The organism is Nitrospira sp. (assembly GCA_024760545.1).
GTDB lineage: Bacteria > Nitrospirota > Nitrospiria > Nitrospirales > Nitrospiraceae > Nitrospira_D.
In genome coordinates this window covers 1810014-1835839 of the sequence record CP060501.1, presented here as the reverse complement: position 1 = coordinate 1835839, position 25826 = coordinate 1810014, and the positions used below count along the sequence as shown (strand labels likewise).

Below are 25826 nucleotides of genomic sequence, written 5' to 3'. Positions count from 1 at the left end.
GAAAGGAGACAGTATGCAAGCATTCGCGGCCGGAGAGGCAAAGGAAATTGCCTTCTATGAGGGAGAGTTTCTCGTCAAGACACTCGAAACCAAGGAGGACCTCACTCAGGCGTATCGATTGCGGCATCGCGTATTTGCTGAACGGCTGAAGTGGGTGCCTGAGCGGGCCGACCGGCTCGAAGCCGATGTGTACGATACTTGGAGTACCTCAATCGGGATATTCGCGGATGAAACCAGACTGCTTGGGTTAGTCCGCATGACCCATGCGCCTGTCCCGTTCATGCTGGAGAGTGAATTCAGCGCCTGCCTTGTGGGGAGCCATCGTGTTCGAAAGCAAATCGATACGGCGGAAATTACTCGACTGGCCGTTGATCCAGCGATCGCAGATCGTGGCCTTTCTGCAAGGCTCATGAAAGCGATCTTCAAAGGGATGTATCAATGGTGTCTGCTTCATGAGGTCCGCTATACATATATGGTGGTGGAACACAGGCTTTTGCGGGTTGTCCAGCGCATGGGATGGCCATGCCGGGCCATAGGGGAGCCAGTAGCTTTGCCTCCAGCTGAGGTTTTTTCTATCGGGGGGTTGCTCGATCTGGACGAATTTAGATCTCAAGCCTCAACGTGTCGTCCTGCTATGTTGGATTGGTTGACGACGACAACACTGGTTCCCAAGCCGGAATACGGATGCCGACCAGTACTGGGCCAAGAAAGTGATGCAGCGGAATATGCACAATTGGCAGAAGACCGACTGCTGGTGCGCGCAGCCTAACTGCTTCGGTGATAGGGTAGCGGTTTGGACTCCGCTAGTGCGAATTGAATGCCTAAATGGCGGTCGGCAACCCATGGAGGGCGGGTAGCCCGTGTTCTATGGCGGTTGCAACCGCTTGGGAGCGGGAAGTCACCTCTAGTTTGGAGAAGATGCTCTCAATGTGGAATCGTATAGTTCGCTCACTGACTCCCAGAATCTTGCCGATTTCCCAATTGGTTTTTCCGTTCTTCATCCAATTGAGGATCGTGACTTCTCGCGAGGAAAGCTCTTTGACGCATCGATCTGTTTGCGACACAGATTTGGGAGCGGTTCTGAGCAGGGCCATATGAATGTAATAGCCTGCGTATTCGACGAGTGGAACCAATCGTTTCGCGTCGAGAGCATGTTCACTGGCGAACGAACAAAAAGTAGCAACTCCACAGGCCTGATCGACTGAGCCTGTTGTAATGCCATCACAGAGACCAAATTGCCGCGCCGTGGCGATAAACTCATGTTCTTTCTCGGAAGACATGTGTTGATAGATCTCTCGCCAATGTTGCGTGCCTGGCGATTTCAAAGCCGACTTGAATACCGGGTCGACGTCAGCAAAGCCATTTTTCCAGTACATGTAGAGCCATTCATCCGGATAACTGGCGTTGACGACATTACTGAATCCAGCAAAGGTTCGATCTGGCCCGAGCCGAGCAAGCCCCCCTAAGGCCCTCGTGAAGGAGAAATGGTTTTGGAATAGAACGAGCACGTCCCGCACGTGATCCGGAGTCTCTGCCTGCATCGCGTAGTGGAGGACTTCAAGAAAGTTCCTGCACTCAGACTTGGAGAGAGCGTCGAAGGCAGTCCGCGGGAAAGGTTGTTTTGTCGATGTATGAGCCATTAGAGACCCTCCTGCCCTTTGGGGACGTGACTATATACCATACGAGTTATGAAAAAATCAGATGAAAAGCATGATAGGGCCGTTTAAATATCATATATAGGGCCGATTGTCCCCATACGCCCGCCTCATCTCCCTATTTACTTTCGCCTGTTATGAGAAGATCATCCCTAAGAGTGAGACGGGGCAAATAATTTAGCAGGGTGCCAAGGTCCGGATGCAAGCATGGCTCATCGGTAGGCTCGTCATTGTATTCATCCTCTCGTATTCTCTCCTGGAACCAACGGTGGCCGGTGCCCAAGCCCTTCGCTTTCAGCCTCAGGGAGCGCGCGCCGCAGGACAGGGCAATGCATTCGCGGCAGAAGCCGATGATGCATCAGCCATCCACTACAACCCGGCCGGGTTGACCCAAGTAGCAGGTGTCCAAAGCATCGTTGGGCTAAATTTGCTCGGGGGATCCGTCAAATTCAAAAGCCCGACAGGTCTTGATAGCCGTGGCGACTTCAACGGAAGCGTGAACTGGCCTCCTCCCAGTAATTTTTACCTGAGTGCCAATCTTGCGTCCATTGGATTGCCCATTCTCTCGCCAGTAACGGTCGGCATCGGGTTAACATCGCCGTACGGCTTGAATACCCGGTACCCGGTTGATGGCCCGTTCAACACGGCTGTGACCTCGGCAGCACTCCCGCTGATCGCTATCAAGCCCACCATTGCTTACAAGGTAAGCGAAGATCTGTCAGTAGGTGTAAGTGCTGATATTTACACGTTTGTGAGCTTTCTCGGCGAAGGACATGTGGAGCAGAAACAGGTAAGCGCCGGAGCCTTGGGGATCCCAGCTGGAGCGTCTATCGAACTGAACGGGAATGGGACCGCGGCAGGCGTGACGGCCAGTTTGTTGTATACCCCCGTGAGAAATGAGGCCGGTAAGCCGATCCTGTCTGTCGGGCTGGTCTATCGCAGTCAGGCAGTCCTGCCTTTGCATGGGTTGCTGTTAGTCAATGGCGCGAAGGCGGCCGATGCCTCCACCGATCTTGTGTTGCCGCACATAGTTACCGGAGGCATCGCTATCTGGCCGGTACGCACCAGCGAGAGAGAGTGGAAGGTCGAGCTCAATGTCGAATATGTCGGTTGGAGTTTGAATAAGAATCTTGATATCCACCTCTCAAACGGAGTCACGATTCCCCAGCCTCAACAGTGGAATAATGTACCGGTGATTGCACTAGGAACCGAGCATAAGTGGCTGAATCCACGATGGCTACCGTACTGGGAGGTCGCGGTGCGTTCAGGCTATACGTATACAGAGGACCCTGTCCCTGGTCGAACGTTCAACCCCGCGACTATCTCCTTGACGGCTCATACCTTATCTCTTGGCACTGGTTTCCTTTGCAAGGGAGCCGGGCGATTTCTGGGCGTCATTCCTTGCAGCGGAAAGTCGGCTCTGTGGCCGAAGGGCATGGGACTGGATCTCGCCTATCAGGAATGGTTCTATGAATCGCGCACCGTTGTCGACAATTTGAATCCGACCGTCCACGGGACGTACCATGCCTTTGTGCACTTAGGTACGGTCAGTGTGCGTACTCTCTTCTAGAGTGTGGATGCACATTACTTGGCAAGTGCCCGACGGAGGTCCGAGATGGTCTCTGCGCTAAGACCGGCCTCCCGCAGCGCTTCGTCGCTGGCTGAGGCCAGCTGGTCTAGACTGCCGAACCGGCTCAAGAGCTGGGTGCGCCGAATCTCCCCAATCCCGATCACCTTGTCGAGTTTAGAGCTCACCAATGACTTCCCGCGCAGTTTTCGATGAAATGTGACCGCGAAGCGATGGGCTTCATCCCGAATCCGCTGCAAGAGATGGGTGGCCGGAGCGGTGGTGATGAGGGTAATCGGGTTTTTTCGACCGGCTAGGAATATCCTTTCCTCTTTTTCCCTTCTCGCTTTTGCCAAGCCGAGAATGGGCAGGCCTTGTTGCCCAACCTGCTTCAGCCCGTCCATTGCTGCGCCCAGTTGCCCGAGCCCTCCGTCTATAAGAATCAAGTCCGGTCTGGCTAGGTCCTGCGCCTCGCCGTAGCGCCGCGTGATGACTTCTTTCATGCTGGCGAAGTCATTGGCCCCGACTACCGTCTGGATCTTGAATCGGCGGTAGTCTGCCTTCTTCATCTGCCCATCTTCCCACACCACCATTGAAGCAACGGATTGGTTACCCATCGTATTGGAGATGTCGAACCCTTCAATTCGACGAGGAGCGCGCTCCAGACGCAGCAGCCGTTTTAGTTCCTCACCGGCTTGCTGATCGAGCTCTTCGTTGCGTAGATGGTCGGCAACGGCTGAGGCCGCGTTTTCCTCAGCCAGGAGCACCAGCTGATGCTTGGCACCACGCTCAGGCGACAGGACGCGGACGGATTCTCCGCGTTTGTCAGAAAGCCATTGCTCGATCAGTGCGATATCGTCCAGGTCTGTCGGGACCAAGACCTCTCTCGGCGGCTGGCCATCCTTATTGTAAAATTGCTCGATCGCGGATCGGACGAGTTCATTGTCCGGCGCATCAGCCGACTGTGGCCAGAAGAAATCTTTCCGCCCGATCAGCAGGCCGCCGCGTACGAACAAAATTTGGAGATCGACTGCCGCACCTCGCCGCGCGAGCCCCAGCACATCCTGATCCATGGCCGAAGTCTGCGTAATGCGCTGTTTCTCCAGCATCCGCTCGATCTTGAAGAGGCGGTCTCTCAAGCGGGCGGCTTCTTCGAATTCTTCGCACGCCGCCGCCGCCTCCATTTTGGCTCGGAGGTCGTCGAGCAGCTCGTGATCCCGCCCTTCCAGAAATTGCCGGACCTGTTTGACGATCTGATGGTATTCCTCCTTCGACTGGTTGCCCGTGCACGGCGCCATGCAGCGCTTGATTTCGAACTCGATGCAGGCCCGCTCAGCTGTGCCGTCGATGTCGATGGAGCAAGTGGCGAGAGGGAAGACATGTTTGATCACTTTCAACGTCTCACGCAGGGCGTTCGCCGGCGTATAAGGACCGTAGTACAGCGCTCCATCCTTTTGCACACGGCGCACGATCGAAAGCCGCGGGAAATCATCCTTGATAGGTAGCCGCACATAGGGGTACTGCTTGTCGTCCCGCAAAACGATGTTGAACCGGGGTTTATGGCGCTTGACCAGGTTACTCTCAAGAATCAGGGCTTCGAGTTCGGACCGGGTCACCATCGTTTCCAAGTCGGTGACTTGGCTGACGAGCAGGCCGGTCTTTGGGCTGTGATCCGCTCCTTTCTTGAAGTAGGAGCGGACTCGGTCAGCCAATACCGCCGCTTTCCCAATGTACAGGATCTCCCCCTGAGCGCCCTTGAACAGGTAGACTCCTGGACTATCGGGCAGGTGCGCGAGTTTAGACTGAAGGGAAGAGGTCATAAAGCCGTCAGTTTTCAGCCATCAGCCAGAGCGTGACCAACCGAAGGCCTTGACATTCTACGGTGCGGGGGTGAGGGGAGCAACCGGGCAACGACAATCCCGGCCAGTGAACAGAGACTGATCGCGGCTCTATCTCAGTGATCGCACAAACGAAGGGCTGAGAGAGCCTCGGGCGACTTCGGCCACCGGCCCTTTCATGGTCAAGCTAAAATCGGGAGCCACATCGATATTCAGCACGCCGCCCGGCATCTTCACGGTGACGGGACTCTTGACCAATCCGAGGCGAACCGCCGCACTGGCTGCCGCGCAGGACGACGAGCCGGAGGCCTGTGTCTCTCCGGCGCCTCTCTCCCAAATGAGGATGAAGATTTCTTTGGACCCGGTCGGGACGGCCAATTGCACATTGATCCGCTTGGGGAACAGGGCATGATTCTCCAAGGCCGGGCCGAGCGTCAACAGTTCTTCCCGCGACCAGGAAGCACCCGCCGGTTTAAAGACCACGCAATGGGGATTGCCCACACTGACGCCGGTAAAGACCAACGAATGTCCTGCTGCCTCGATCGGCTGCTGAATCAATTCGGGTACATCGAGCGAGCAGGGGAGGGTGTTGGGCTTGAACGTGGCTATTCCCATCTCGACGGTCACAGCACTGGCGTCCTTATGCCGGTCCACATGAAGGTCAATGGTGACCACCCCGCCTTTTGTCTCCACGGTGAAATGCTTCTTCTTGGTCTTGCCGGTGGCGTGGAGATAGCGGGCAAAGATCCGCAGGCCGTTCCCTGACTTTTCCGCCTCGCTGCCGTCCGGGTTGAAGATCCGCAGGCCGAAATCGGCCTTCTTTGATGACACCAGCGCCAAAATGCCGTCGCTGCCCACCCCCCAGTTGCGGTCGCAGACCGATGTGATGTTTTTGGGAGAAAGTTTGAACGTCAGCTCGCGAGGATCCATCACGAGATAGTCATTGCCAAGCCCATGACCGCGGAAAAAGGCATTCTTCATCCCAAGGCTCCTTCGGTATCGGGTGGTGCGTGAAGCGGGGAACAATACTGTGAGTGTCCCGGGATCGTCAATGGGGTGAAGAAGGCCCGATGACAACTCAGCCCGGCCATTGTCACGAGCGATGATTCACGAAATCAGACGATCTTGACGCCGGTCGGCCGTTCGATCAGCTCGATCTCGTAGCCGTCGGGCGCATCGAGAAAGATAAATCGACTCCCCGAGGACGTTCTGGTCGGACCATCGGTAATCTTGATCCCCTGCGCATTGAGGGATGCGATCGTGTCGTCGAGGCTTTCAACTTGGAAGGCCAGATGGACAAGATCTTCCTGGACCTTCACGGGCCCGCTCGGGGGAAAGCTGGTCAGTTCGATCAGCTCCTCGCTGTTGGGCACTTTTAAGAACGCCAGATGTGATCCGCGGGGAGAGGTCTTCCGCTCGACGACCTCAAGACCCAGCACGGTGGTGTAGAATCGAATGGTCTCGTCCAGATCGCTGACTCGCATTCTCGTATGGAGCAGCTTTTTGACCTTCATAAGAAGAGGTTATAGCAGATCGTCTATGGCTGAGAGCAAGAGTCGGTATGAACGCGCGGCGTCTTCCTCTGCCATATGCTATCAGCTATCTGCTCTGCCGGTCCTGTCCGGTCCTGCCGTCTTGCGTAGCAGCATTTCGGCGCTGCCCGGAATCAGGAAGTTGGGCATGGGACCGATCTCTTGATAGCCATGTTTCTTGTAAAAGACCCTCGCTGGTTCGTTGAAATCCGATACACAGGCAAAGAGATTCTTGGTTCGTTCGAAGACGAGCTGTTCAATGTGGCTTAGGAGCTGGCCGCCGATGCCCCTGTGGCGGGCCCACCCCGCCACACCCAAAAGCTCGAGATAGTCGCCCAGCAAAAATTTCTGCTTCACGATGGCGATGCCCGCCACGCGCCCTTCGAGGTCGACCACATAACAATCACGACCTTGAGGGATGGGACAAAAGATGCGGTTCCAATCGTCCTTTGTGTAGCCGAGTGTCTTCCAGGGATCGGATTCTTCCAGCAGTCGGACCACCGCTTCCCGATCGCCCGAATTCATCGCTCTGATCGTCTGTGTTGTCATGGAGTCGAAGACGTACAATTCAACAACTCGCTGACGGTCATCGGGTGGAGCCCCTTCCTGGGAAGAATGTCCGTTGTCAGCTGCTCGATGACCTGACGGGTTTGCTTGCCCTTCCCGTTCGCATGAAAGACGACGATACTGCCGGGCTTGGCACGTGTGGCGACTCTGTTGAGAATCTGCTCCGCTGTGAGCGTGGGGTCCGGATCGCCTGATTCGATGTTCCATTGGATGAATCGCAGGCCGAGCATGTTCACCACGGCAACGGTCACATCGTTGTACTCTCCATACGGTGGCCGGAACAACGTCGCATCATGCGCATAGTGCTCGCGCAGCGCTTTGACTGGGCCGAGTATCTCCATCCGCTGTTCGTCCGCATCGTGCATGGGAAGATGGGCGTGTACTTCCCCGTGCGTCCCGACTTCGAAAAAGTCCATGCCCAGCAAATGATCCACTTCCGCCTCATGTCTGGCCATCCACTTGCCCGACATGAAGAAGGTCGCGGGGATACGGTGCGTGACCAGAAAGTCGATCAAAGGCTGATCGTAGCCCGGCCCTTTTCGCACTGGGCAGAGATCGAACGTCAGTGCCACCCCCGGGCAGCGAGGCGGACCGGACTTGATGACTTGGGCAACACTTTCTGCCGGAGGCACAAGCCCCAAGATCCCTGCCGACAGGACGACAAGCCACACGAATCGGCCAAATGGTCGCTGCATGAAGGTAGTATACCTGAACTGATGCGGAAGAATTTGACCCTATGCGCATTCAGCTGTTACGGTGGTGTCTATGCATCTGCCGTCCTGGGAGATCGGGCGCGCATTGGGAATTCCCATCCGCGTCCATGCATCATGGTTCCTGGTCTTTCTCCTGGTGACCTGGTCTCTGTCGACTGGATATCTGCCGGAAAGTCTGCCCGGTCTCCCTCCAGAGCGCTACTGGGCGATGGGTGCCGTGGCCGCGGTTCTCTTGTTTCTCTCCGTGCTGTTACACGAGCTGGGCCATTCCTACGTGGCGTTGTACTATCGCATTCCGATCGAGCAAATCACGCTGTTCATTTTCGGGGGCGTGGCTCACATGCGGAAAGAAGCCCCTACGCCGCGGGCTGAGTTCTTAATCGCGCTAGCCGGACCCGCCGTAAGTTTTGTGATCGGTGGCACCTGTTTTGTGCTTGTCGTGCTGGCGGAGGCTATCCAACGGCAGCACGGCTTACAGGGGTTGATCATGCTCGGCGCCTTGCTGGGTATGGTCAATATGCAACTCGGGCTCTTCAACCTCATTCCCGGGTTTCCGCTAGATGGCGGACGCGTGTTGCGGGCAGGCCTTTGGGCGTGGGGAAAAGATTTCTATCGGGCCACGAAACAGGCGGCGGTGATCGGGCTCGCGTTTGGAATCATGCTTGGATTGTTGGGCCTAGGGGTCCTTTACGGGGCAGTGAGCGGAGAATTGCCTTCTTCGATGCTATCGAACGGAGGATGGGTCCTCCTCATCGGCATGTTTCTCTTCGCCGCCGCATTGGCGAGCCGCCGCCAAGCCGCAACGCGGGAGTCATTGGCCTCAATCCCGATCCGTGACCTAATGGTGACAGCGGTCACCGCAATTCCTTCACATTGTACGCTTGAGGAGGCGGTGAACCTGTATTTCCAGCCCTACGGCTATGGAGGCTTTCCGGTGTTGGAGGACGGGCGGCTTGTAGGGCTGATCAGTGTGTCGGAAATTCAGACCGTTCAGCCCGCACTCTGGACCTGGCGTCGAGTCGACCAGGTGATGAGCCCTCTGACGCAATCCTTCGTGATCGAACCGGATGCGTCCGTGATTCAGGCTCTGGAACGGATGGCTCGCGAGGGGTGGGATCGGCTGATCGTCATGCACGATGGAGAGATCGTCGGGCTCGTGACCCATTCGGCCATCGTGCATTTTCTGCAACTGAGAGGGTCCTCCGGCCGCAGGTGAGATCACGTTCAATCGGCGATTCGAGAAGGGCTCGATCAGTCGGCCCGCGCCACGGAGATATTCTGCGCGATGGCGACACGAATAAGGTGGACGACGAGCAGAAACCCGTAGACGACGCAAAAGAACTTGAACGTGACGCGATAAAAATCCATCAAGAGAATCGGCAAGCAGAGCGCGAAAATCAGACTCGCAATCAGTGTTGCGAAAGTCAGCCGACGACAGAATTCGTAGGATGGTTCTTTCCCGACCTGTTTGAGCGCTCGCGCATACCGCTCGGCTCGTAGTATACGAGCGGAGCGGAGCGACTCGTCCGGCGATCCCCAATACCGGATTCTAAAGTAGCCATACAGAATGAACAACCAGGGTATGGACCATAGAGGCCAGAAGAGATGGCCGGTGTAGTCTTCTTGGCTGATGAGGGATGCATAAGAGGGGGCATAGATCAGTCCGAGCACGAGTGGAAGGATTCGCTCATCTTCGGGGCGTTCTCCCTCCGGACCACCGTGGATCAGTTCTCGTTCGAACAACGGATATCCATATTTCAGAATGACCAGCGCAATGGCCGCACTCATTGTTTTATCGGGTATGTACCGCACGCAGTTTTGAAACCAGTTGACCACGTACCAGCTGATGCTTTCACTCCAACTCACTCCGAATGCCGACTCGAGGTATGACTGGACGACAGCCTCCCAGTGCGAGACCCGGATGCTGAGCGATTCGGCGACTTCAGGATTCAACGCAAAGATGGCATGTTCATGAAGCGCCGATTGCACGAAGGTGCCGGGTACACTCATGACGACAGCACCCGCCACACCGAAACTGAGCAAAAACCACGTATGAGCCACCCCGGAACTCTTGCCGGTACGTACATACTGTAAAAAGCTCGGTTGCCGCGCCAACATTCCCCAAAACAAGGCTCCTGTCATGTTGACCAAGGACCAGGGGAAGATGATGACATCTGCTCCCGCTTCGGGGTAGAGCAGCCAATTCACGACCGAGTTTGAGAGCAATGCGGCGATAGCCCCCCACCATGGACCGAGTAAGATTGCCACGAGTGCGGTACCTGTCATGTCGAGAAACAGGATGCTCTCTAGATGCCGGCTGAGCGTCAGGCCGACATAGTTGAGTAGCACCCCTGCCGCAACAATGACGCCGATTTCATACAACAGCAGGTAAGACGACCCGCGCAACGGCTTCGAGGAGAAGAAGTTGACACTCGGCGCGGGGTCCGCAGCCGGGCGCTCTGTTTGAGTCGACGATTTCCGTTCTTTCTTGGAATGGACGCGCTGCTGAATGTCCAGCAGCTTTTCCATAACGGTCAGGAGCGCGGCGAGAAATCCCGCGATCGTCCCCCCGAGCATCATGAGTTCTTTGCCGTATTCTTCGACCATGCAATTGGCTCCAAGCCTTGCCGGAAGCCATTTTATCGAGGAAGCGAGCGCCTCGCCAGAAAAAGGCCGGAAGTTGCAAGGACTGGCGAGGAACCTTGGCTACAGATAAAAAATGCATGTCAGCGACCTGGAGGGAGCGTGTCGGGGATGACTGGTCTAGGTGTGCTCGACCGGTATCGCAGGCGAGATGCGGGCAAGTTGTTGCAATTTGTGGGCGATGATTCCACCGAACAGTAAAAGGCCGGCCGAATAGTACACCCAGAGGAGTAAGAGCACGACTTCCAGCAACGATCCGTAGAGTCGCGCGTAGACCGTGGCGTAGTCGCTATAGCTGACGAACACCAATTTTGCCGAGACCCAGAGCAGGCCGAAAATCAGCGCGCCGGCCATGGCGTGACGCCACCGAGGGCGGCGACGAGGCACAAGACGGTACAACAGGCTGACCGTCAGGAATGCGAGGGCAAAGGGCAACGTATAAGACAGGTGAAAGTCATGTGCAGCGAGTGCGACAAGATCGAGACGCCAGATCCGAGGCGCGTAGGCGGTCAAAAAGGTGATGGTTTGTGTGGCCACATAGGAAATGACCAGCAGAAGTCCGGTAGATCCCAGGAGGGCGATGGAAATCGCCGTGGAAATCAGCGGATGCCGCTTTTGCGTACTCTCAAACACCACGTTGAGCGCGTAGTCGAGCTCGTAAAACACAAGCCCTCCAAACCAGAAGAACGATAGGAACACAAGCCACCGCACGCTCTCCAATGCGCTGATGCGATGGAGCTCTACAGCCAGCCGCTCGCCCAGCGACGGCAGAAATCCTTTGAGAAAGCTGAGCATGAACTGTTCACCGATGACATTCTGACTCACAAGGAAACTGATTCCATAGAGGAGAAGAAACACGAGCGGAAACAGCGAGAGCAATGAGAAAAAGGCCAGGGCCGCCGCCAGGCTGGGGCAGCCTTGGCGCAAGAATGCTTTCAAACTCTCAAACAGAAAGCGGAGAACATTCATAGCGCTCCGCATGCGTATCGGTAAAACACGGTGGTCTTACTTTAGCGTCAACACCGCCTGCATGGCGAGGTTCACGAGCGGGTTGGGGTAGATTCCGAAGATGACTACTCCAGCCACCGTGCAAACCAGCACGATGGAGAGGGTCGGTGACATGACCAACTGAGGGACGGTGCCTGCACTGTCGCTCGGCTCGCGCATGTACATGACCATCACCACCCGAAGGTAGTAATAGGCAGAAATGACGGCAAAGATCAGTGCAACGGCGGCCAGCCATGTCATGCCGGCTTCCACCGCCGACATGAAGACATACAATTTTCCGACAAATCCGGCAGTCGGAGGAAGCCCCGCCAATGAAACCATGAAGATCAACATCAGCAGCGAAGCCAATGGGTGGCGTCTCGCCAGGCCGGTGAAGTCTTCGATCTCTTCTCCTTCGACGCCGCCTTTACGGAGCATCGCCACGATGGCGAATGCGCCGAACGTCATGAACGTGTACAGAGCAAGGTATAACAGGACGCTCGCGATGCCGGAAGAGCTCCCTGCGCGTCCCGCGGCCACCACGCCGATCAACGCATAGCCTGCATGGGCAATGCTGGAATAGGCTAACATCCGCTTGATGTTCGTTTGTACCAGCGCCACGATGTTGCCCAACACCAACGTGGCGACACAGAGCAAGAGGAAGATCGCGGACCAGTCGGCTTTGAGCCCCCCTAAGCCTTCCACGAACACGCGGAGGAACGCGCCGAAGCTTGCAGCCTTCGAAGCCACCGCCATAAAAGCGGTCACGGAAGTTGGAGCGCCCTGATAGACGTCGGGTGTCCACATGTGGAATGGTACGACGGCCAACTTAAAGCTGAATCCCACCGCCAACAAGATCGTGGAGAACAGCAGCAACGGATCATCGAAGCCGCGGCCTGCGATGGCCGCAGCGATCTCTGGAAGTCTCGTGCTGCCGGTCGCCCCGTAGAGGAGCGAAATGCCGTAGAGGAGAATGCCGGAGGAAAACGCACCCAACACGAAGTATTTCGCCGCAGCCTCGAGGGACCGAGGCTCGGATCGCTTGAGCCCCGCCATCACGTACAACGAGAGCGACATGAGCTCGGTGCCGAGGTACATCGTCAATAAGTCGGCTGCTGACACCATGACCATCATCCCGGTAAGGGCGAGCAGGATAAAGCCATAGTATTCGCCGAAGTACAGCCGTTCTTCCTTTAGGTACGAATAAGAAAGAAGAATCGTCAGGCCGGTGACGAAGTAGAGGAGCAGTTTCCAAAATGCTCCGTAGGCGTCGATCACGACGAGTCCGCTGAAGATCGTTGCCGAAACGCTCATTTGGGAAGCCGTCAACCCCATGCAAATGGCGAGCGTTCCCAAACTCAGCCAGACCAGGCCATCCTTGTCGGAGGCGCGCAGGACCGGGTCGAGCACCAGCACGACGCACGCCGCGGTGATAACCAACAATTCAGGCAGGATGAAGAGCAGATCGCCGGCGGAAAAGGAGGTCATGGCTGTCGTCCCTCCGCCGCGAGGTTTGTGAAAGATGCAGCATCATTCGTGCGCTGAACAAGCGTTGTGTCGGCCGTTGAGCCGATCCCTTCGGGAGAAAGAGAAGCCGGTTCAAGGCGCCCCGCGGCAGAAGCCCGCTCTTGAGGAGGGGGGGCAATGCGCGCGATGACTTTCTCAACACTCGTGTGCATGCGGGTCAGTATGGGGTTCGGGAACAGCCCGATCAAGAAGATCAAGACCACAAGCGGCACGAGTGTGACCATCTCACGCAGGTTGACGTCGCGAAGTTTCGGGAGCATATGAGGCGAGGGGACTCCGAAGGCGACACGTTGAACCATCCAGAGTAAATAAGCAGCGGCCAGGATGATGCCTAATGAGGCGAACGCCGTCGCGATCTTGCTCCAGAGGAACGTCCCCACGAGCACCAAAAACTCCCCGACGAAACTGTTGGTTCCGGGGAGTCCCAACGAAGACAACGCGAAAATGACCAGGAATGTGGCATACCGAGGCATCGGCTTCGTGAGGCCGATATTGTCCGCGATCTGTCGGCTGTGCGTGCGCTCGTAAATCATGCCTACGCAGAGAAAAAGTCCCCCGGTGGTGATGCCGTGGTTCACCATCTGCATGACGGCGCCCTCGATCCCCTGAAGGTTGAACACAAAGAGGCCAAGGGTCACGAAGCCCATATGGCTGACGCTCGAATAGGCAATGAGCTTTTTGAGATCGGTTTGTGCCAGGGCCATATAGGCCCCGTAGATGATCGCCACGATCGAGAGCACGACCATCAGCGGAGTGAACAGCCGTGACGCATCCGGCAACATGGGAAGGCTGAAACGTACAAACCCGTAGGTTCCCATCTTGAGCAGCACACTGGCGAGCAGCACGCTTCCGGCCGTCGGAGCTTCCACGTGCGCGTCGGGCAGCCAGGTGTGAAATGGAAACATGGGAACCTTCACGGCAAATGCCGCAAAGAAGGCGAAAAAGAGCCAGATCTGAAGGGCCAGCCCATAGGTGCCTTGGGTCAACTGAAGAATGTCGAATGTATGGCCGCCCTGGAAATACAGGACCAGGATTGCAACCAGCAGCAAGACGCTGCCGGCGAAGGTATAGAGAAAAAATTTAATCGCGGCATAGAGACGATTGGGCCCACCCCAGATTCCGATCAAAAGGTACATGGGGATCAGCATCGCTTCCCAAAACACATAGAACAGCACGAAATCCAGAGCTGAGAATACTCCGATCATGGCGCTTTCCATGATCAGGAGCATGGCCATGAAACCTCGGACCCTCATTTCGATGGCATGCCAAGAGATCAAGACGCAGAGCGGCATCAGGACCGTCGTCATGAGGACCAGCGGAAGGCTGATGCCATCGAGTCCGAGCCGGTAGTTAATCGACAGAGACGCGATCCATACCGCCGACTCCGCGAACTGCATGTGACCGGAAGAGGCATCAAACAGCCACCAGAGAGGAAGCGAGATCAGGAGATCAGCGAGCGTAATGGCCAAGGCGGTGAGCCGTACAGCAGTGTCCTTCACCGCGAAGACGGCAATCGCTCCAGCCAACGGGAGGAAGATCAATATTGTCAACCAAGGAAAGCCGGTCATGAAGATCCCACCCTGACACACGCGACGTCCAGCGAGTAACGTTTGCAATCAATCATGCCGAATCCGTTCTCGTTGATTGTCTCATCACCATCAAAGAAGAAGGTACGCCGTTAAAATAACGAGACCCATCGCCATGGCCAACGCATAATGCTGGGTTTGGCCGCTCTGAACCAGCCTCAGCAGCCACCCGCCCCACGTAATCGTCCGTGCGAGGCCATTGACGGCTCCATCGATGACATCAATATCGACCCGCTTCCAAAGTTCCGAGGCAGCCGTAAATGTGGGCCGCACGAACAAGCGATCGTACGCTTCATCGACGTACCACTTGTTCAAAGAGGCTTGGTACAGGCTCTTCCATCGTTCGGCAAAGCGCCCAGGGAAATCGGGGTTCAGCACATAGACATAGTAGGCTGCGGCGATGCCCAATAAGCCCATCGCAGTCGCGGCAGCCATGATGACGATTCCGGCCGAACCATGGTAAGCGGCGGCTTCATGCCCGGTGGAAAACACTGGGTCGAGAAATGATGGGATGCCGAAGTAGCCTGTGAGAATACTGAACACCGCCAGAATGAGGAGCGGCGTCGTCATCGTCCGCGAGGGTTCGTGAATATGCGCCGCATGGTGCGGATCGACATGGGAGGTTCCCCAAAAGGTCACGAATACCAACCTGAAGCTGTAAAAGGCGGTCAGGAGAGCCGTCAGCAAACCAAAGAGTGTCAGCACCTGACCAAGGCTTCCGGCCGACCAGGCGGACACGAGAATATCGTCTTTGCTAAAGAAGCCTGACGTCAGGGGAAAGCCGGCCAGGGCCAACGAGCCGATCACAAACGTCCAGTACGTGATCGGCAATTTATCCTTGAGGCCGCCCATATGCCTCATATCTTGTTCATGGTGGAGAGCAATGATCACGGAGCCGCAGCCCAAAAAGAGCAACGCCTTGAAGGCGCCATGCGTTAAGAGGTGATACATGCCGGAGGCGTACGCACCGAGGCCGCATGCCATCATCATGTAGCCGAGCTGGCTGACGGTTGAGTAGGCCACCACACGTTTGATGTCGGTCTGAGTCAATGCGATCGTCGCTCCGAGGACCATCGTCGCGGCACCGGTGATCGCGATGATGCTCATGGCGGTCGGAGACAGATCGTAGATCGGCGCGAGCCGTGCGACCATAAAGACTCCGGCGGTGACCATCGTGGCGGCGTGAATGAGAGCCGAGATCGGAGTGGGACCCTCCATGGCATCTGGTAGCCAGACGTGGAGCGGGACTTGCGCTGATTTTCCCACCGCACCGGTAAACAGTAAGAGTCCGATAAGGGTGAACACGGATACGTCCCACGTTCCGCCGAACGGGCCGAGGATATTCATGGTCAGCTCTCCCGCTTCGTGCGCGGCGGGAAAGATCTCGTGATAGTTGAGCGAGCCAAAGCTGTACCAGACGAGTAGAAGGCCCAGGATGAACCCGAAATCACCTACACGGTTGACGATAAAAGCCTTGGTAGCCGCCGCGCAGGCGGAAGCACGCTCGTACCAATGGCCGATCAACAGGTAAGAGCACAGTCCGACGGCCTCCCAGAATACGAACAGCTGCAGCAGATTGTCGGCCAATACCAGCATCAGCATGGAGAAGGTGAACAGGGCGATATAGCCGAAGAAGCGGGCATAGCCCGATTCACCATGCATGTAGCCGATGGTATAGACGTGCACGAGTGAACTGACGCCGGTGACCAGCAGGAGCATGACGGCAGTCAGCCGGTCGATATAGAGGCCGATATGAATGTCGAGGTGGCCGGAGGTGAGCCATGTATAGAGGGGAACAGAAATGACGGCACCGGAAACCACTTCAAAGAATGCCGACAGCGACAGCGCGAGCGACAGCAATACCGCCGGAACCGCGACCAAGTGGGCCCGGTCCTTGATGTACGAACCCGCTAAGCCTAAGACGAGAAAGGCGGCCAGGGGAAGGAGAGGAATGAGGGCGTATAACATCAGAGTTCGTTCCTCGCCGTTCGTTGTTCGTGCAGCGCGATGAGAACGAACGCTTGCAAAGCTCTGTAATTCTCTGCGAGTGACGCTTCACGCTTCACGAGAGACGATTCCCTTACCATTTGAGCAGGTTGAACTCTTCGACGTTGATCGTGGATCTGGATCGGTGAAGGGCGATGATGATTGCGAGCCCGACCGCGACCTCCGCCGCGGCTACCGTCAGAGCGAAAAAGACGAATACTTGACCGCCGAGATCTTGCAGCTGGTCGGAGAATGCGACGAAGTTGATGTTGGTCGCGTTCAGCATCAGCTCGACGGACAGAAGAATGGCGATGATATTGCGTCGGATGAGCACACCCACGACGCCCGTCAGAAAAACAATGGCGCTGAGGATGAGATAGTAGGAAATCGGAACTGTCATTCGTCAACCGTCATCCGGGCCATGGATTATGTTTCATTGCCGCCGATGTCCCGTTTCGCAAGGACGATGGCGCCGATCATCGCCACAAGGAGCACCAAGGAGGCCACCTCGAAGGGGAACAAATAGGTCGAGTATAGGGTTTCACCGATGGCCAACGTGTTTTCGACAGCGATGGCGGCATGCGGTTCCGACTGGAGCGCGCGACGGCCGGCGTCGGTCGCTCCGGTCCCGCCGGAGAGCAGCACGATGGTCTCAATCAACAACGGAATGCAGACACACGCGGCGATCCGCCATTGGCTGTGGTACCGGTCGTCTTGCTTTACGTTGAGCAACATCACGACGAACAAATACAGTACCAGAATGGCCCCGGCATACACGATGATCTGCACAGCCGCCAGGAATTCGGCATGGAGCGTGATGAAGAGTCCGGCGACATGGAAAAACATGACGAGCAAGGAAAGCGCGCTATAGACGGGGTTTCTCAATACCACCACTAGAATGGAGGTTATGGCAATCATTCCCGCAAAGTACCCAAAAAACAGGTGCGCCATGAGACGGTTCCTGAGCTAGAGGTCGACCGGATCAGATTAAGACAACGGTGTTGCAGTCATCGGACTCTCGATGAGTGATCCTTCGGGGTCAGTTCGGTTTCGGTGGCACGTGCTTGAATGCCACGTTGAAAAACGCGACGTTTGGATGCTGAAGTTCCAAGCGTTTCTCGCGGACCGGAAACGAGCGGTCACCGATCGCGAGCAACTGTTGTTTATTCAGATGGAGTTGTCGCTTGTCGTACACCGCCCATTCAAATTCCCTCGTCATGCCCAGCGCGTCGACGGGACAGGCATCCACACACATCCCGCAGAATAAGCAACGGGTCATATCCATGTAATATTCTTTCGAATAGCGCTTGGTCGGTTCGTCCGGCACCTCGGCGCTGACGACCCGGATGACACGCGACGGGCACGCCGCTTCACACAGATCACAGCCCACGCATTTCTCCGTCCCGTCGTCGTATCGGAGCAGCGCGAGCATGCCGCGATAGTTGTCAGGCAATGTGCGTTTTTCATGGGGATATTGCAACGTTACGGGACGGTAATTGAGGAGATGGGACAGTGTCGCCTTCATGCCGACGAGAATCTCGTAGAACGTGACGGTCTTGAACCACTCGGACAGGCTCAAGCGCTTGCTGGTTGGGGTAGTGGCCATATCGGGTCTCGTGCCCTACTTCATCTGGTTGTAGAAAAACACGGCCAGGGACGTCACAACGATATTGCCCAATGCGATGGGTAGCATCACCTTCCAGCCGAATCTCATCAGTTGATCGTATCGCAGCCGTGGCAACGTGGCTCTGAGCCAGAAAAAGAGGAACAAGAACGAGTACGTCTTGACCGCAAACCACATCGTGTTCTCCGCCCATGCCAAGGATGGGGCGCCGAGGAGCGCCATAATAGTTCCTGGGTACGGAGCATTCCAACCGCCGAGAAACAGCGCAGCAGCCACACAGGACACCAGGACCATATTTGCGTACTCGGCGAGGAAGAAGAATGCGAATCGGAGGCCGCTGTACTCGGTAAAGAACCCGGCAACAAGTTCGCTTTCCGCTTCCGGTAAATCGAACGGGACGCGGTTGGTTTCGGCCACGGAGGAGATCACGTATACGACGAACGCAAAAATTTGTGGGGCCGGCAACGCGAACAGGTACCAATTCCAAAACCCTCCGGCTTGGGCATCGGTGATTTTCACAAGGCTGAGCGAGCCGGCCAGAAGCAGCACCCCGACAATGGATAGTCCGACGTTGAGTTCATAGCTGATGATCTGTGCGGCTGACCGCAGGCCTCCAAGCAACGAGTATTTGCTGTTGGATGCCCACCCGCCCAGGATGATGCCATAGGCGCCGAGCGAGGCGAAGGCCAAGATGTAGAGAATTCCGATGTTGATATCGCTGATCACGAACGGCGTCACGGAGATGCCGTTGACCTCGAACTTCCAGTTCGGTCCCCACGGAATCACGGCAAACCCGATGAATGCGGGAATCAAACACAGAATCGGTGCCATCGTGAAGAGGAGCTTGTTCGCGCCGGCGGGGACGATGTCCTCCTTGAAAAACAGCTTGATGGCATCGGCAAACGGTTGGAGAATGCCGTAGGGGCCGACTTCCATCGGGCCCATGCGGTCCTGCATCCATCCCAAGACTTTGCGCTCCGCAAGGGTCAGGATGAGAACCGTCACGATCACGATGCCCATGACCGCGGCGATCTGAGTAAGGGAGATGGCAAGGCGTAACCCGAATTCACTCACAGCAAGACTCCTGGATTAGCATGGTCATCATCAGCACAAGGTTCATCATGCGACCTTCATCATGGACACCGTCGCTGTCTGGAACGAGGGAACATGGGTGATCGGATCGATGGCGCATTCAAACAACCCGACGGCGGCTTGGCCGAAGTGATCTGGAAACCATGCCGTTCCTTGTGGAACCCGCTCCACAACTTTTACCTCGGTCGTCATTTCTCCGGATGTGCTGGATAGGCGGACTCGATCGCCATCGACCAGCGCAAAGCGCGCCGCGTCATGCGGATTGATACGGAGCCGGCCGCTGCCCTCCACTTGTAACAACCCTTTCGCGCGTGTGGACAGCTTCCCGGAGTGAAACAAGCTCTGCACTAACTCTAACCGGACGGTTCCGTCCGGCCTGGATTTCGGCGCCACGAATCGATACCGCGTTGCGAGATCAGGCTGATAGCTTTCAGTGAGATAACGTTCCATGGCTCTCTGATCGACTTTTGGGGGCAACGGTGCCGGTCCCAGCGAGCCATAGCCGGGAATGAGGCTCCGAATTTCTTTGAGGATGTCTTTGCTCTCGGCGTATTCCATCGGTGAATCCAACAGAATGGAAAGGGCAGAGAAGACTTCCCAGTCAGGGCGGCTTTCTCCAATGGGCTCAATGGACGGACGAACGGCTTGAACATGCCCTTCGGTGTTTGTAAAGGTCCCGCTCTTTTCCATGGAAGAAGCGGCCGGCAACACGACGTGGGCTACGGAGGCCGTTTCCGTCAAAAACAGCTCCTGACAGACCAGCAAATCCAACTTGCGCAAGGATTCCTCCGCACGCACCGGCGCCGGAAGGCTTCCCACGGGATTTTCCCCGACGATGAACATGGCTTTGAGGGATCCGGCCTTGGCGCGATCCAACATTTCGACGAGAGACGCTCCAACGGTGAGCGGAAGGTCCCCGTTCCATTGCCTCATGATCCGATCGCGGTCCGCGCTGCTGGTCACGGAGCAGGCACCGGGGAGGAACTCGGCCACAGCCCCCATTTCGACGGCACCCTGGTCATTATTTTCTTCTGCGAGCGGCGCAAAACCGCATCCAGGCTGATCCAGTTTTCCTGTAAGAAGAAGCAGATCAAGAAGGGTCAAGGATGCGCCGTATCCACGCTCGCTGCGCAACAGGAGTTGTCCGGTCAGTACGATTACTCGCCGTCCGGCTGCGAGTGCCTTGGCGGCCTTGACGAATGAGTCAGACTCCACACCGGTCGCTGCGTGAAGATCCTGCCAGGAGAATGCGCGCACGGCTTTCGTGACGGCATCGACAAAGGTAGGGTAACGTTGCGCGACGTCAGGCTGTATCAGGTCCTGCTCCGCCACGGCCTTCAGAAGGCCAAGAATCGCATGTGGCATGTCGCTGGGCGGAATACGGAAATGATGGTGCGAAAGATTGGCGATATTACTGATCGTGTCGATGACCGGTTCCAGCGATTCAATGGTGATCAACGTCGCATGGCGTTTCTTGACCGCCTCTTTGACCTTGAGGCCCGTGATGGGATTGGTTTCAGTGATGTTCGTGCCGACGAGTAGGAGGACATCGGCTTCCAGGATGTCGTCGAAGGTGACGGTCCATCGATAGGTACCCTGTACGAGTCGCATAGCTTGGAGACCGTTGATGTGGCCGTAGCGGGCGCTGCTGTCGATGTTGTTGGTGCCGACCGCCACGCGGAGAAATTTCTGAAAAAGATACAACTCTTCGTTGGTGCATCGGCCCGAGATTAACCCTCCGAAACTCTGTCCTCCATGAGCCGCTTTAATCTCGCTGACACGACCCGCGACGTATTCCAGGGCTTCTTCCCATGTAGCTTGTACGAGTATGCCATCGCGCCGAATGAGTGGGTGAGTCAGGCGATCCGGATTGCTGGCGGCATGGAACCCGAAAAATCCCCGAGCGCACAAGTCCCCATTGTTTCGTCCCGCCCCATGCGCCGAATTCACTTCTACTAATTCCTGCCCCTTTGTCTGGACGGTAATCTGACAGCCGTCTCCACAGTATCCGCAAATGCTCTCGGCTCGTTTCAGCATCCAGGGCCGATATTCATACATGGACAGCCGGCTGGTAATCGCTCCCACCGGGCAGATCTGCACGCAGCCGCCGCAGAACTCGCAATCCAACGGGTGCGGGCCGAAGGACTTGATTTCGGTCATGGTGCCGCGACCGACCGGCGCCAGCGCTTTGACGTCCATCACTTCATCGCAGTATCGAACGCAGCGGAGACACTGCACGCAGCGATTCATCTGGGTCTCGATGAGCGGACTGAAATACTCCTTTTGGAAGATGCGTTTGGTTTCGACGAACCGGCTGGTCGCTGTGTACTGGTGGGAAAAGTCCTGAAGGTCGCACTTTCCTCCTTGATCGCAGACCGGACAATCGAGCGGATGGTTGGCAAGGATGAACTCGAGCACCGATCGATGGGCATCGTTGACGACGGTCGTGGCGGTGCGCACGCTCATCCCTTCGTCGACCGGCGTGCTACAGGCCGTTTGAAGTTTGGGCATCTTTTCGATTTCGACCAGGCACATGCGGCAATTGGCGTCCGGTTTGAGCTTCGGGTGATAGCAGAAATGCGGAATCATGACGCCGACACGGCGGGCCGCTTCGATTACTAAGGTCCCTTTCGGGACGTTGACCGTCATCCCATCGATCGTCATTCGAACCATCTGTGTCGTGGTCTCAGGCATGGTTGTATACAGAGACGATTAATGTCTCACCGGTTCAGGTCTGATGAGATTCGCTGCTTCCGCTTCGTTAATGAGCTCGACATACTCCTGCCGCCAGTGCTTCAGCGTGCTCTGGATCGGAGCGACCTCCGCATCGCCGAAGGCGCAGACGGTGCGGCCTGCGATGTTTTTGCATAGATCCAACAAGGTTTCAAGGTCCTCCATCCGGCCGCGCTTCGCCAGAATTCTACGGAGCGTCTGGACGAGCCACGAACTGCCTTCTCGGCAGGGACTACATTTCCCGCAGGACTCATGATAGAAAAATTCCATCAGCCTAAGCGCCGCCCAGACCATGCTGGTGCCTTCTTCCATCACGGTCACGCCGCCGGATCCCAACATGGAGCCCGCCGCCGCAACGTGTTCAAAATCCAGTTTCACGTCGAGATGGGCAGGTGTGAGAAAAGGCGCCGACGCTCCGCCGGGAATAATAGCTTTCAACGGCTTATCGGACCGCATGCCACCGGCATACTCATACACCAATTCTCGGACCGTCATCCCCATTGGAACTTCATAATTGCCCGGTCGTTTCACATGTCCGCTGACACAGAACACCCTGGTGCCGGTGCTCTTCGGCGGAGAACCGATCGCTGCAAACCATTCGGGGCCTCGGTTGATGATATGCGGGAGGTTTGCCAGCGTCTCGACGTTGTTGACGACGGTCGGTTTGTTGTAGAGCCCATGCGTCGCCGGAAACGGGGGCTTGATTCGAGGAAGTCCACGCTTCCCCTCAAGCGATTCCAGAAGAGCGGTTTCTTCCCCACAAATGTACGCGCCCGCTCCCCGATGCACCCACACGTCCGCATTGACGCCCGTGCCGAGAATATTCTTCCCGATGTAGCCCGCCGCCCGCGCTTCATCGATGGCTCGTTCAAGAATCTTCGAAGCCAAGACCATTTCGCCGCGAATGTAAATGTAGCCGGTTTCCGCGCCGATGGCATAACAGGCCAACACGATGCCTTCCAAAACCTGGTGCGGGTCTCGTTCCATGAGTTGACGGTCCTTAAACGTACCGGGCTCGCTCTCGTCGGCGTTGCAGCAGAGGTAACGGGGACCTTGATACTCTTTCGGCAGGAATCCCCATTTTACCCCGGTCGGAAAACCTGCACCGCCGCGACCACGCAGCCCAGACTTTCGGACCATAGTGGTCACATCTGTCGGGGCGATCTTGCCGAGCGACATGCGCAAGGCTTGATAGCCCCCCGTTTTTTCATAGTCCGCCAGCGACCCGGTATAGCCGGGTTGCATCATATTTTTCAAAAGAATGAGTTCGTGTTTGGGCATCACTCAATCTCGTGAAGTGTCAGGCCACTTCACACTCTTTCTTGCCGACGACGGGATACGCCTCATACGTCACACGCCCTGCTCCGCGGACGCCGGTTCCGGCCACATGAAGGGGCCGCTCTTGAGCGGGCTAGTCCCGGTCGAGCGAAGATCGGACAAAATCCGGTCCAGTTTTTCTTCCGTCAGTCGCTCATAATAGTCTTCATTGATCTGCATCATGGGGCCGGTCCCGCAAGCCGCTAAACATTCCACCACGCTGAGGCTAAACAGTCCGTCGGCCGTCGATTCGCCCGGCGCAATCCCCAGCTTCGTCTTAATCCATTCGATCACGGTATCCGACCCGACGAGAGCGCACATGAGGGACTTGCACACTTGAAGGTGGTACTTGCCCACCGGCTTCAGGTTGAACATCGTGTAAAACGTGATCGTCTCGTAGACCTGCGGGGGGGTCAGTTTGAGAATCTGTGCGATGTCCTTCATGGCCGACTCGGTCACATAGCCTTGGTCACGTTGGGCGACATAGAGCAGCGGGATCAAGGCGGAGCGCTTGACCGGGTAGCGCGATAAGATCTCGGCGATTTCGTCTTTATATTTTTCTGAAAAAGTCATGGCCGTGTTCGTTCAATGTCATTCGATACGCGTCAAACGCGCGAGGGGATTACTCTCCCCGATTTGACGTATGACGGTTGACGCGCTCCGCGATTCCTTCACCGGTCGCACTCTCCCATGACCACATCGTAGGTGCCGAAAATCGTGATGATGTCGGAGATCAAGTAGCCCCGCGCCATATGGTCGAAGGCGCCCATATGGATGAAAGAGGGAGAGCGAATCTTCAGCCGATAGGGACGGGGGCTTCCGTCACTGATGATGAAAAATCCCAACTCGCCCTTCGGGGCTTCGGTCGCGCAATAGGTTTCTCCCTTCGGTGGTTTGAATCCTTGCGTGAAGATGATGAAATGATGAATCAAGCTCTCCATGTCGCGCATGACTTGCTGTTTCGGCGGCGGAATGTATTGCGGTATATCGGCGATAATCGGGCCCGGCGGCAACTGGTCGAGGCATTGCGAAATGATCCTGGCGCTCTGACGCATCTCTTCGACGCGAATCCAATAGCGATCGTAGGTGTCGCCGCTTTTCCCCACCGGCACTTCCCAGTCCACCTTATGGTAGACCCCATAGGGTTCGAGTTTACGAACGTCATAGGCCACCCCGGACCCCCGCAACGCCGGACCGGTGAGGCCGAAATTGATGGCGTCTTCCGCGGATATCACGGCGATATGTTTTGTTCGTCCCAACCAAATCCGGTTACCTGCGAGCAGGGAGTCGTACTCGTTGACTTTTTGCGGGAACGTTTCCAAGAATGTTTTGAGATGGCCCACCAACTCCGGAGTGAAGTCGCTGTCCACCCCGCCGATCCGATAATAATTCAAGGTCAGCCGGGCTCCACAGAGCTTTTCGAACATGTCGAGCAGGATTTCCCGCTCGCGAAACGTCCAAAAGAAGATCGTCATCGCTCCGATATCCAACGCTTGCGCGCCAAGCCAGAACAGATGTCCAAGAATACGCTGCATCTCCGCGACGATGGTGCGGATATACTCGGCTCGCTCCGGCACGGTGATGCCGAGCAGTTTTTCAACGGCCCGCACATAGGCGTAGTTGTTGGCCATCGCGCAGACATAGTCGAGCCGATCGGTATGCGGAATGATCTGCATGTAGGCGAGGCCTTCGGCCAGCTTCTCGACTCCCCGATGAAGGTAACCGAGGTCAGGCGTCGCTTTGACGATCCGCTCTCCGTCTAATTCCAGCACCACCCGCACCACGCCGTGCGTGCTCGGATGCTGTGGACCCATGTTCAACAGTAATTCTTCCCGTCGGCCCGTTGAGGATGCGTTCGGCTCGGAAAGGAACACCTTCCTCTCTTCAGCTGGAACCTCGCCTTCACTCTGCTCGACAGGCGGTTCGTCGAGACGCGGGATAAAATCGAACTGACTGCGCCAGCCGCGGCCCTCCGTCGGAAAATCCTTTCGGAGCGGATATCCTTCCGCATAGTCTTCCGGCAGGAGGATGCGACGCAGATCCGGGTGGCCGGAGAATCGGATTCCCATCATGTCGTAGACTTCGCGTTCCAAGAATGCTGCACCACGCCATACGCTTGTCACCGACTCGAGAGCCGGGTTGTCTTCAGTGATCCTGGCCTTCAGACGAATACGTCTGCCGTGTGGAAGCGAGAGCAGCTGATAGATGACTTCAAACCGTTGCTGATCGGTCGGATAGTCGGCGGAACAGATATCGGTGATGTGGTCGAAGCACGCTTCGGGATCGTCATGAAGAAAACGAGCGACTTCCAAGATTCGGGGTGCGGCGACGTGGACCGTTGTTTCCGACCGAGCCGTGTCGACATCGACGGACAGCACCGCCTCCGGGAACTTCTTGAGTAAGGTTTCGATGAGAGATTCCATGAGTTCGCCAAGTGTCAGGCGTCATTCAAATGATGC

Annotated in this window: 22 protein-coding genes; 3 read left to right on the top strand and 19 right to left on the bottom strand. The window is 56.5% G+C overall.

The annotated features are described in order from the left end of the window. Positions 1–13: 13 nt before the first annotated feature. A complete protein-coding gene (locus H8K03_08755) occupies positions 14–769 on the top strand; it encodes a GNAT family N-acetyltransferase (protein ID UVT21967.1) in 756 nt (251 codons plus the stop codon). 52 nt (positions 770–821) lie between these two features. Here H8K03_08755 and H8K03_08750 read toward each other — a convergent pair whose 3' ends face one another. Next, complete coding sequence (locus H8K03_08750) at positions 822–1640, bottom strand: autoinducer binding domain-containing protein (protein UVT21966.1); 819 nt, start codon at positions 1638–1640, stop codon at positions 822–824. Between the two features lie 214 nt (positions 1641–1854). Here H8K03_08750 and H8K03_08745 point away from each other — a divergent pair, with 214 nt between their 5' ends. Further along, entirely contained in the window at positions 1855–3225 is a 1371-nt protein-coding gene (locus H8K03_08745) for an outer membrane protein transport protein (protein ID UVT21965.1), read from the top strand. 14 nt (positions 3226–3239) lie between these two features. On the opposite strand, the gene uvrC is transcribed toward H8K03_08745, so the two are convergent. From uvrC to H8K03_08720, 5 genes are all read right to left on the bottom strand, one after another. Next, on the bottom strand, positions 3240–5042 hold the full coding sequence (uvrC, locus tag H8K03_08740) for an excinuclease ABC subunit UvrC (protein ID UVT21964.1): 1803 nt from the start codon (positions 5040–5042) through the stop codon (positions 3240–3242). A gap of 129 nt (positions 5043–5171) precedes the next feature. Beyond that, positions 5172–6041 (bottom strand): diaminopimelate epimerase, encoded by an 870-nt coding sequence (locus H8K03_08735; protein UVT21963.1) that lies wholly within the window; start codon positions 6039–6041, stop codon positions 5172–5174. A gap of 134 nt (positions 6042–6175) precedes the next feature. Further along, positions 6176–6574 (bottom strand): VOC family protein, encoded by a 399-nt coding sequence (locus H8K03_08730; protein ID UVT21962.1) that lies wholly within the window; start codon positions 6572–6574, stop codon positions 6176–6178. Between the two features lie 81 nt (positions 6575–6655). Further along, the gene (locus tag H8K03_08725) at positions 6656–7117 is read right to left on the bottom strand and encodes a GNAT family N-acetyltransferase (GenBank protein UVT21961.1); all 462 of its coding nucleotides are present in this window, start codon (positions 7115–7117) and stop codon (positions 6656–6658) included. 20 nt (positions 7118–7137) lie between these two features. Then, complete coding sequence (locus H8K03_08720) at positions 7138–7854, bottom strand: polysaccharide deacetylase family protein (protein UVT21960.1); 717 nt, start codon at positions 7852–7854, stop codon at positions 7138–7140. 70 nt (positions 7855–7924) lie between these two features. Here H8K03_08720 and H8K03_08715 point away from each other — a divergent pair, with 70 nt between their 5' ends. Next, positions 7925–9088: a site-2 protease family protein gene (locus tag H8K03_08715; GenBank protein UVT21959.1), complete on the top strand. Its 1164-nt coding sequence runs from the start codon at positions 7925–7927 to the stop codon at positions 9086–9088. 35 nt (positions 9089–9123) lie between these two features. On the opposite strand, the gene H8K03_08710 is transcribed toward H8K03_08715, so the two are convergent. The 13 genes from H8K03_08710 to nuoD form a co-directional block, all read right to left on the bottom strand. Next, positions 9124–10479 (bottom strand): hypothetical protein, encoded by a 1356-nt coding sequence (locus H8K03_08710; GenBank protein UVT21958.1) that lies wholly within the window; start codon positions 10477–10479, stop codon positions 9124–9126. A gap of 156 nt (positions 10480–10635) precedes the next feature. Beyond that, positions 10636–11484: a YihY/virulence factor BrkB family protein gene (locus H8K03_08705; protein ID UVT21957.1), complete on the bottom strand. Its 849-nt coding sequence runs from the start codon at positions 11482–11484 to the stop codon at positions 10636–10638. Between the two features lie 36 nt (positions 11485–11520). After that, positions 11521–12990: an NADH-quinone oxidoreductase subunit N gene (locus H8K03_08700; protein ID UVT21956.1), complete on the bottom strand. Its 1470-nt coding sequence runs from the start codon at positions 12988–12990 to the stop codon at positions 11521–11523. After that, a complete protein-coding gene (locus tag H8K03_08695; protein ID UVT21955.1) occupies positions 12987–14597 on the bottom strand; it encodes an NADH-quinone oxidoreductase subunit M in 1611 nt (536 codons plus the stop codon). Before H8K03_08695 ends, H8K03_08700 begins: the two co-directional genes overlap by 4 nt. Positions 14598–14687: 90 nt before the next feature. Continuing rightward, on the bottom strand, positions 14688–16583 hold the full coding sequence (gene nuoL, locus H8K03_08690; GenBank protein ID UVT21954.1) for an NADH-quinone oxidoreductase subunit L: 1896 nt from the start codon (positions 16581–16583) through the stop codon (positions 14688–14690). A 112-nt stretch (positions 16584–16695) separates the two neighbouring features. Then, positions 16696–17001 (bottom strand): NADH-quinone oxidoreductase subunit NuoK, encoded by a 306-nt coding sequence (gene nuoK / locus H8K03_08685; GenBank protein UVT21953.1) that lies wholly within the window; start codon positions 16999–17001, stop codon positions 16696–16698. Positions 17002–17027: 26 nt separating this feature from the next. After that, on the bottom strand, positions 17028–17552 hold the full coding sequence (locus H8K03_08680) for an NADH-quinone oxidoreductase subunit J (protein ID UVT21952.1): 525 nt from the start codon (positions 17550–17552) through the stop codon (positions 17028–17030). Positions 17553–17640: 88 nt separating this feature from the next. Further along, positions 17641–18207 carry an NADH-quinone oxidoreductase subunit NuoI gene (gene nuoI, locus H8K03_08675; protein UVT21951.1) on the bottom strand — a complete coding sequence of 189 codons (567 nt, stop codon included), beginning with the start codon at positions 18205–18207 and terminating at the stop codon, positions 17641–17643. Between the two features lie 15 nt (positions 18208–18222). After that, complete coding sequence (nuoH, locus tag H8K03_08670) at positions 18223–19299, bottom strand: NADH-quinone oxidoreductase subunit NuoH (GenBank protein UVT21950.1); 1077 nt, start codon at positions 19297–19299, stop codon at positions 18223–18225. 45 nt (positions 19300–19344) lie between these two features. Then, entirely contained in the window at positions 19345–22011 is a 2667-nt protein-coding gene (gene nuoG, locus H8K03_08665) for an NADH-quinone oxidoreductase subunit NuoG (protein ID UVT21949.1), read from the bottom strand. Positions 22012–22029: 18 nt separating this feature from the next. Then, positions 22030–23331, bottom strand: coding sequence for an NADH-quinone oxidoreductase subunit NuoF (gene nuoF, locus H8K03_08660; protein UVT21948.1), 1302 nt, complete (start codon positions 23329–23331; stop codon positions 22030–22032). A gap of 69 nt (positions 23332–23400) precedes the next feature. Further along, positions 23401–23940, bottom strand: coding sequence for an NADH-quinone oxidoreductase subunit NuoE (gene nuoE, locus H8K03_08655; protein UVT21947.1), 540 nt, complete (start codon positions 23938–23940; stop codon positions 23401–23403). 98 nt (positions 23941–24038) lie between these two features. Then, the gene (gene nuoD / locus H8K03_08650) at positions 24039–25790 is read right to left on the bottom strand and encodes an NADH dehydrogenase (quinone) subunit D (GenBank protein UVT21946.1); all 1752 of its coding nucleotides are present in this window, start codon (positions 25788–25790) and stop codon (positions 24039–24041) included. Positions 25791–25826: the final 36 nt, after the last annotated feature.

Bases quoted from the DNA above. Each gene is read 5' to 3' on its own strand.
- H8K03_08755 (UVT21967.1), top strand. From the start codon at position 14: ATGCAAGCATTCGCGGCCGGAGAGGCAAAGGAAATTGCCTTCTATGAG.
- H8K03_08750 (UVT21966.1), bottom strand. From the start codon at position 1,640: ATGGCTCATACATCGACAAAACAACCTTTCCCGCGGACTGCCTTCGAC.
- H8K03_08745 (UVT21965.1), top strand. From the start codon at position 1,855: ATGCAAGCATGGCTCATCGGTAGGCTCGTCATTGTATTCATCCTCTCG.
- uvrC (UVT21964.1), bottom strand. From the start codon at position 5,042: ATGACCTCTTCCCTTCAGTCTAAACTCGCGCACCTGCCCGATAGTCCA.
- H8K03_08735 (UVT21963.1), bottom strand. From the start codon at position 6,041: ATGAAGAATGCCTTTTTCCGCGGTCATGGGCTTGGCAATGACTATCTC.
- H8K03_08730 (UVT21962.1), bottom strand. From the start codon at position 6,574: ATGAAGGTCAAAAAGCTGCTCCATACGAGAATGCGAGTCAGCGATCTG.
- H8K03_08725 (UVT21961.1), bottom strand. From the start codon at position 7,117: ATGAATTCGGGCGATCGGGAAGCGGTGGTCCGACTGCTGGAAGAATCC.
- H8K03_08720 (UVT21960.1), bottom strand. From the start codon at position 7,854: ATGCAGCGACCATTTGGCCGATTCGTGTGGCTTGTCGTCCTGTCGGCA.
- H8K03_08715 (UVT21959.1), top strand. From the start codon at position 7,925: ATGCATCTGCCGTCCTGGGAGATCGGGCGCGCATTGGGAATTCCCATC.
- H8K03_08710 (UVT21958.1), bottom strand. From the start codon at position 10,479: ATGGTCGAAGAATACGGCAAAGAACTCATGATGCTCGGGGGGACGATC.
- H8K03_08705 (UVT21957.1), bottom strand. From the start codon at position 11,484: ATGAATGTTCTCCGCTTTCTGTTTGAGAGTTTGAAAGCATTCTTGCGC.
- H8K03_08700 (UVT21956.1), bottom strand. From the start codon at position 12,990: ATGACCTCCTTTTCCGCCGGCGATCTGCTCTTCATCCTGCCTGAATTG.
- H8K03_08695 (UVT21955.1), bottom strand. From the start codon at position 14,597: ATGACCGGCTTTCCTTGGTTGACAATATTGATCTTCCTCCCGTTGGCT.
- nuoL (UVT21954.1), bottom strand. From the start codon at position 16,583: ATGTTATACGCCCTCATTCCTCTCCTTCCCCTGGCCGCCTTTCTCGTC.
- nuoK (UVT21953.1), bottom strand. From the start codon at position 17,001: ATGACAGTTCCGATTTCCTACTATCTCATCCTCAGCGCCATTGTTTTT.
- H8K03_08680 (UVT21952.1), bottom strand. From the start codon at position 17,552: ATGGCGCACCTGTTTTTTGGGTACTTTGCGGGAATGATTGCCATAACC.
- nuoI (UVT21951.1), bottom strand. From the start codon at position 18,207: ATGGCCACTACCCCAACCAGCAAGCGCTTGAGCCTGTCCGAGTGGTTC.
- nuoG (UVT21949.1), bottom strand. From the start codon at position 22,011: ATGCCTGAGACCACGACACAGATGGTTCGAATGACGATCGATGGGATG.
- nuoF (UVT21948.1), bottom strand. From the start codon at position 23,331: ATGCCCAAACACGAACTCATTCTTTTGAAAAATATGATGCAACCCGGC.
- nuoE (UVT21947.1), bottom strand. From the start codon at position 23,940: ATGACTTTTTCAGAAAAATATAAAGACGAAATCGCCGAGATCTTATCG.
- nuoD (UVT21946.1), bottom strand. From the start codon at position 25,790: ATGGAATCTCTCATCGAAACCTTACTCAAGAAGTTCCCGGAGGCGGTG.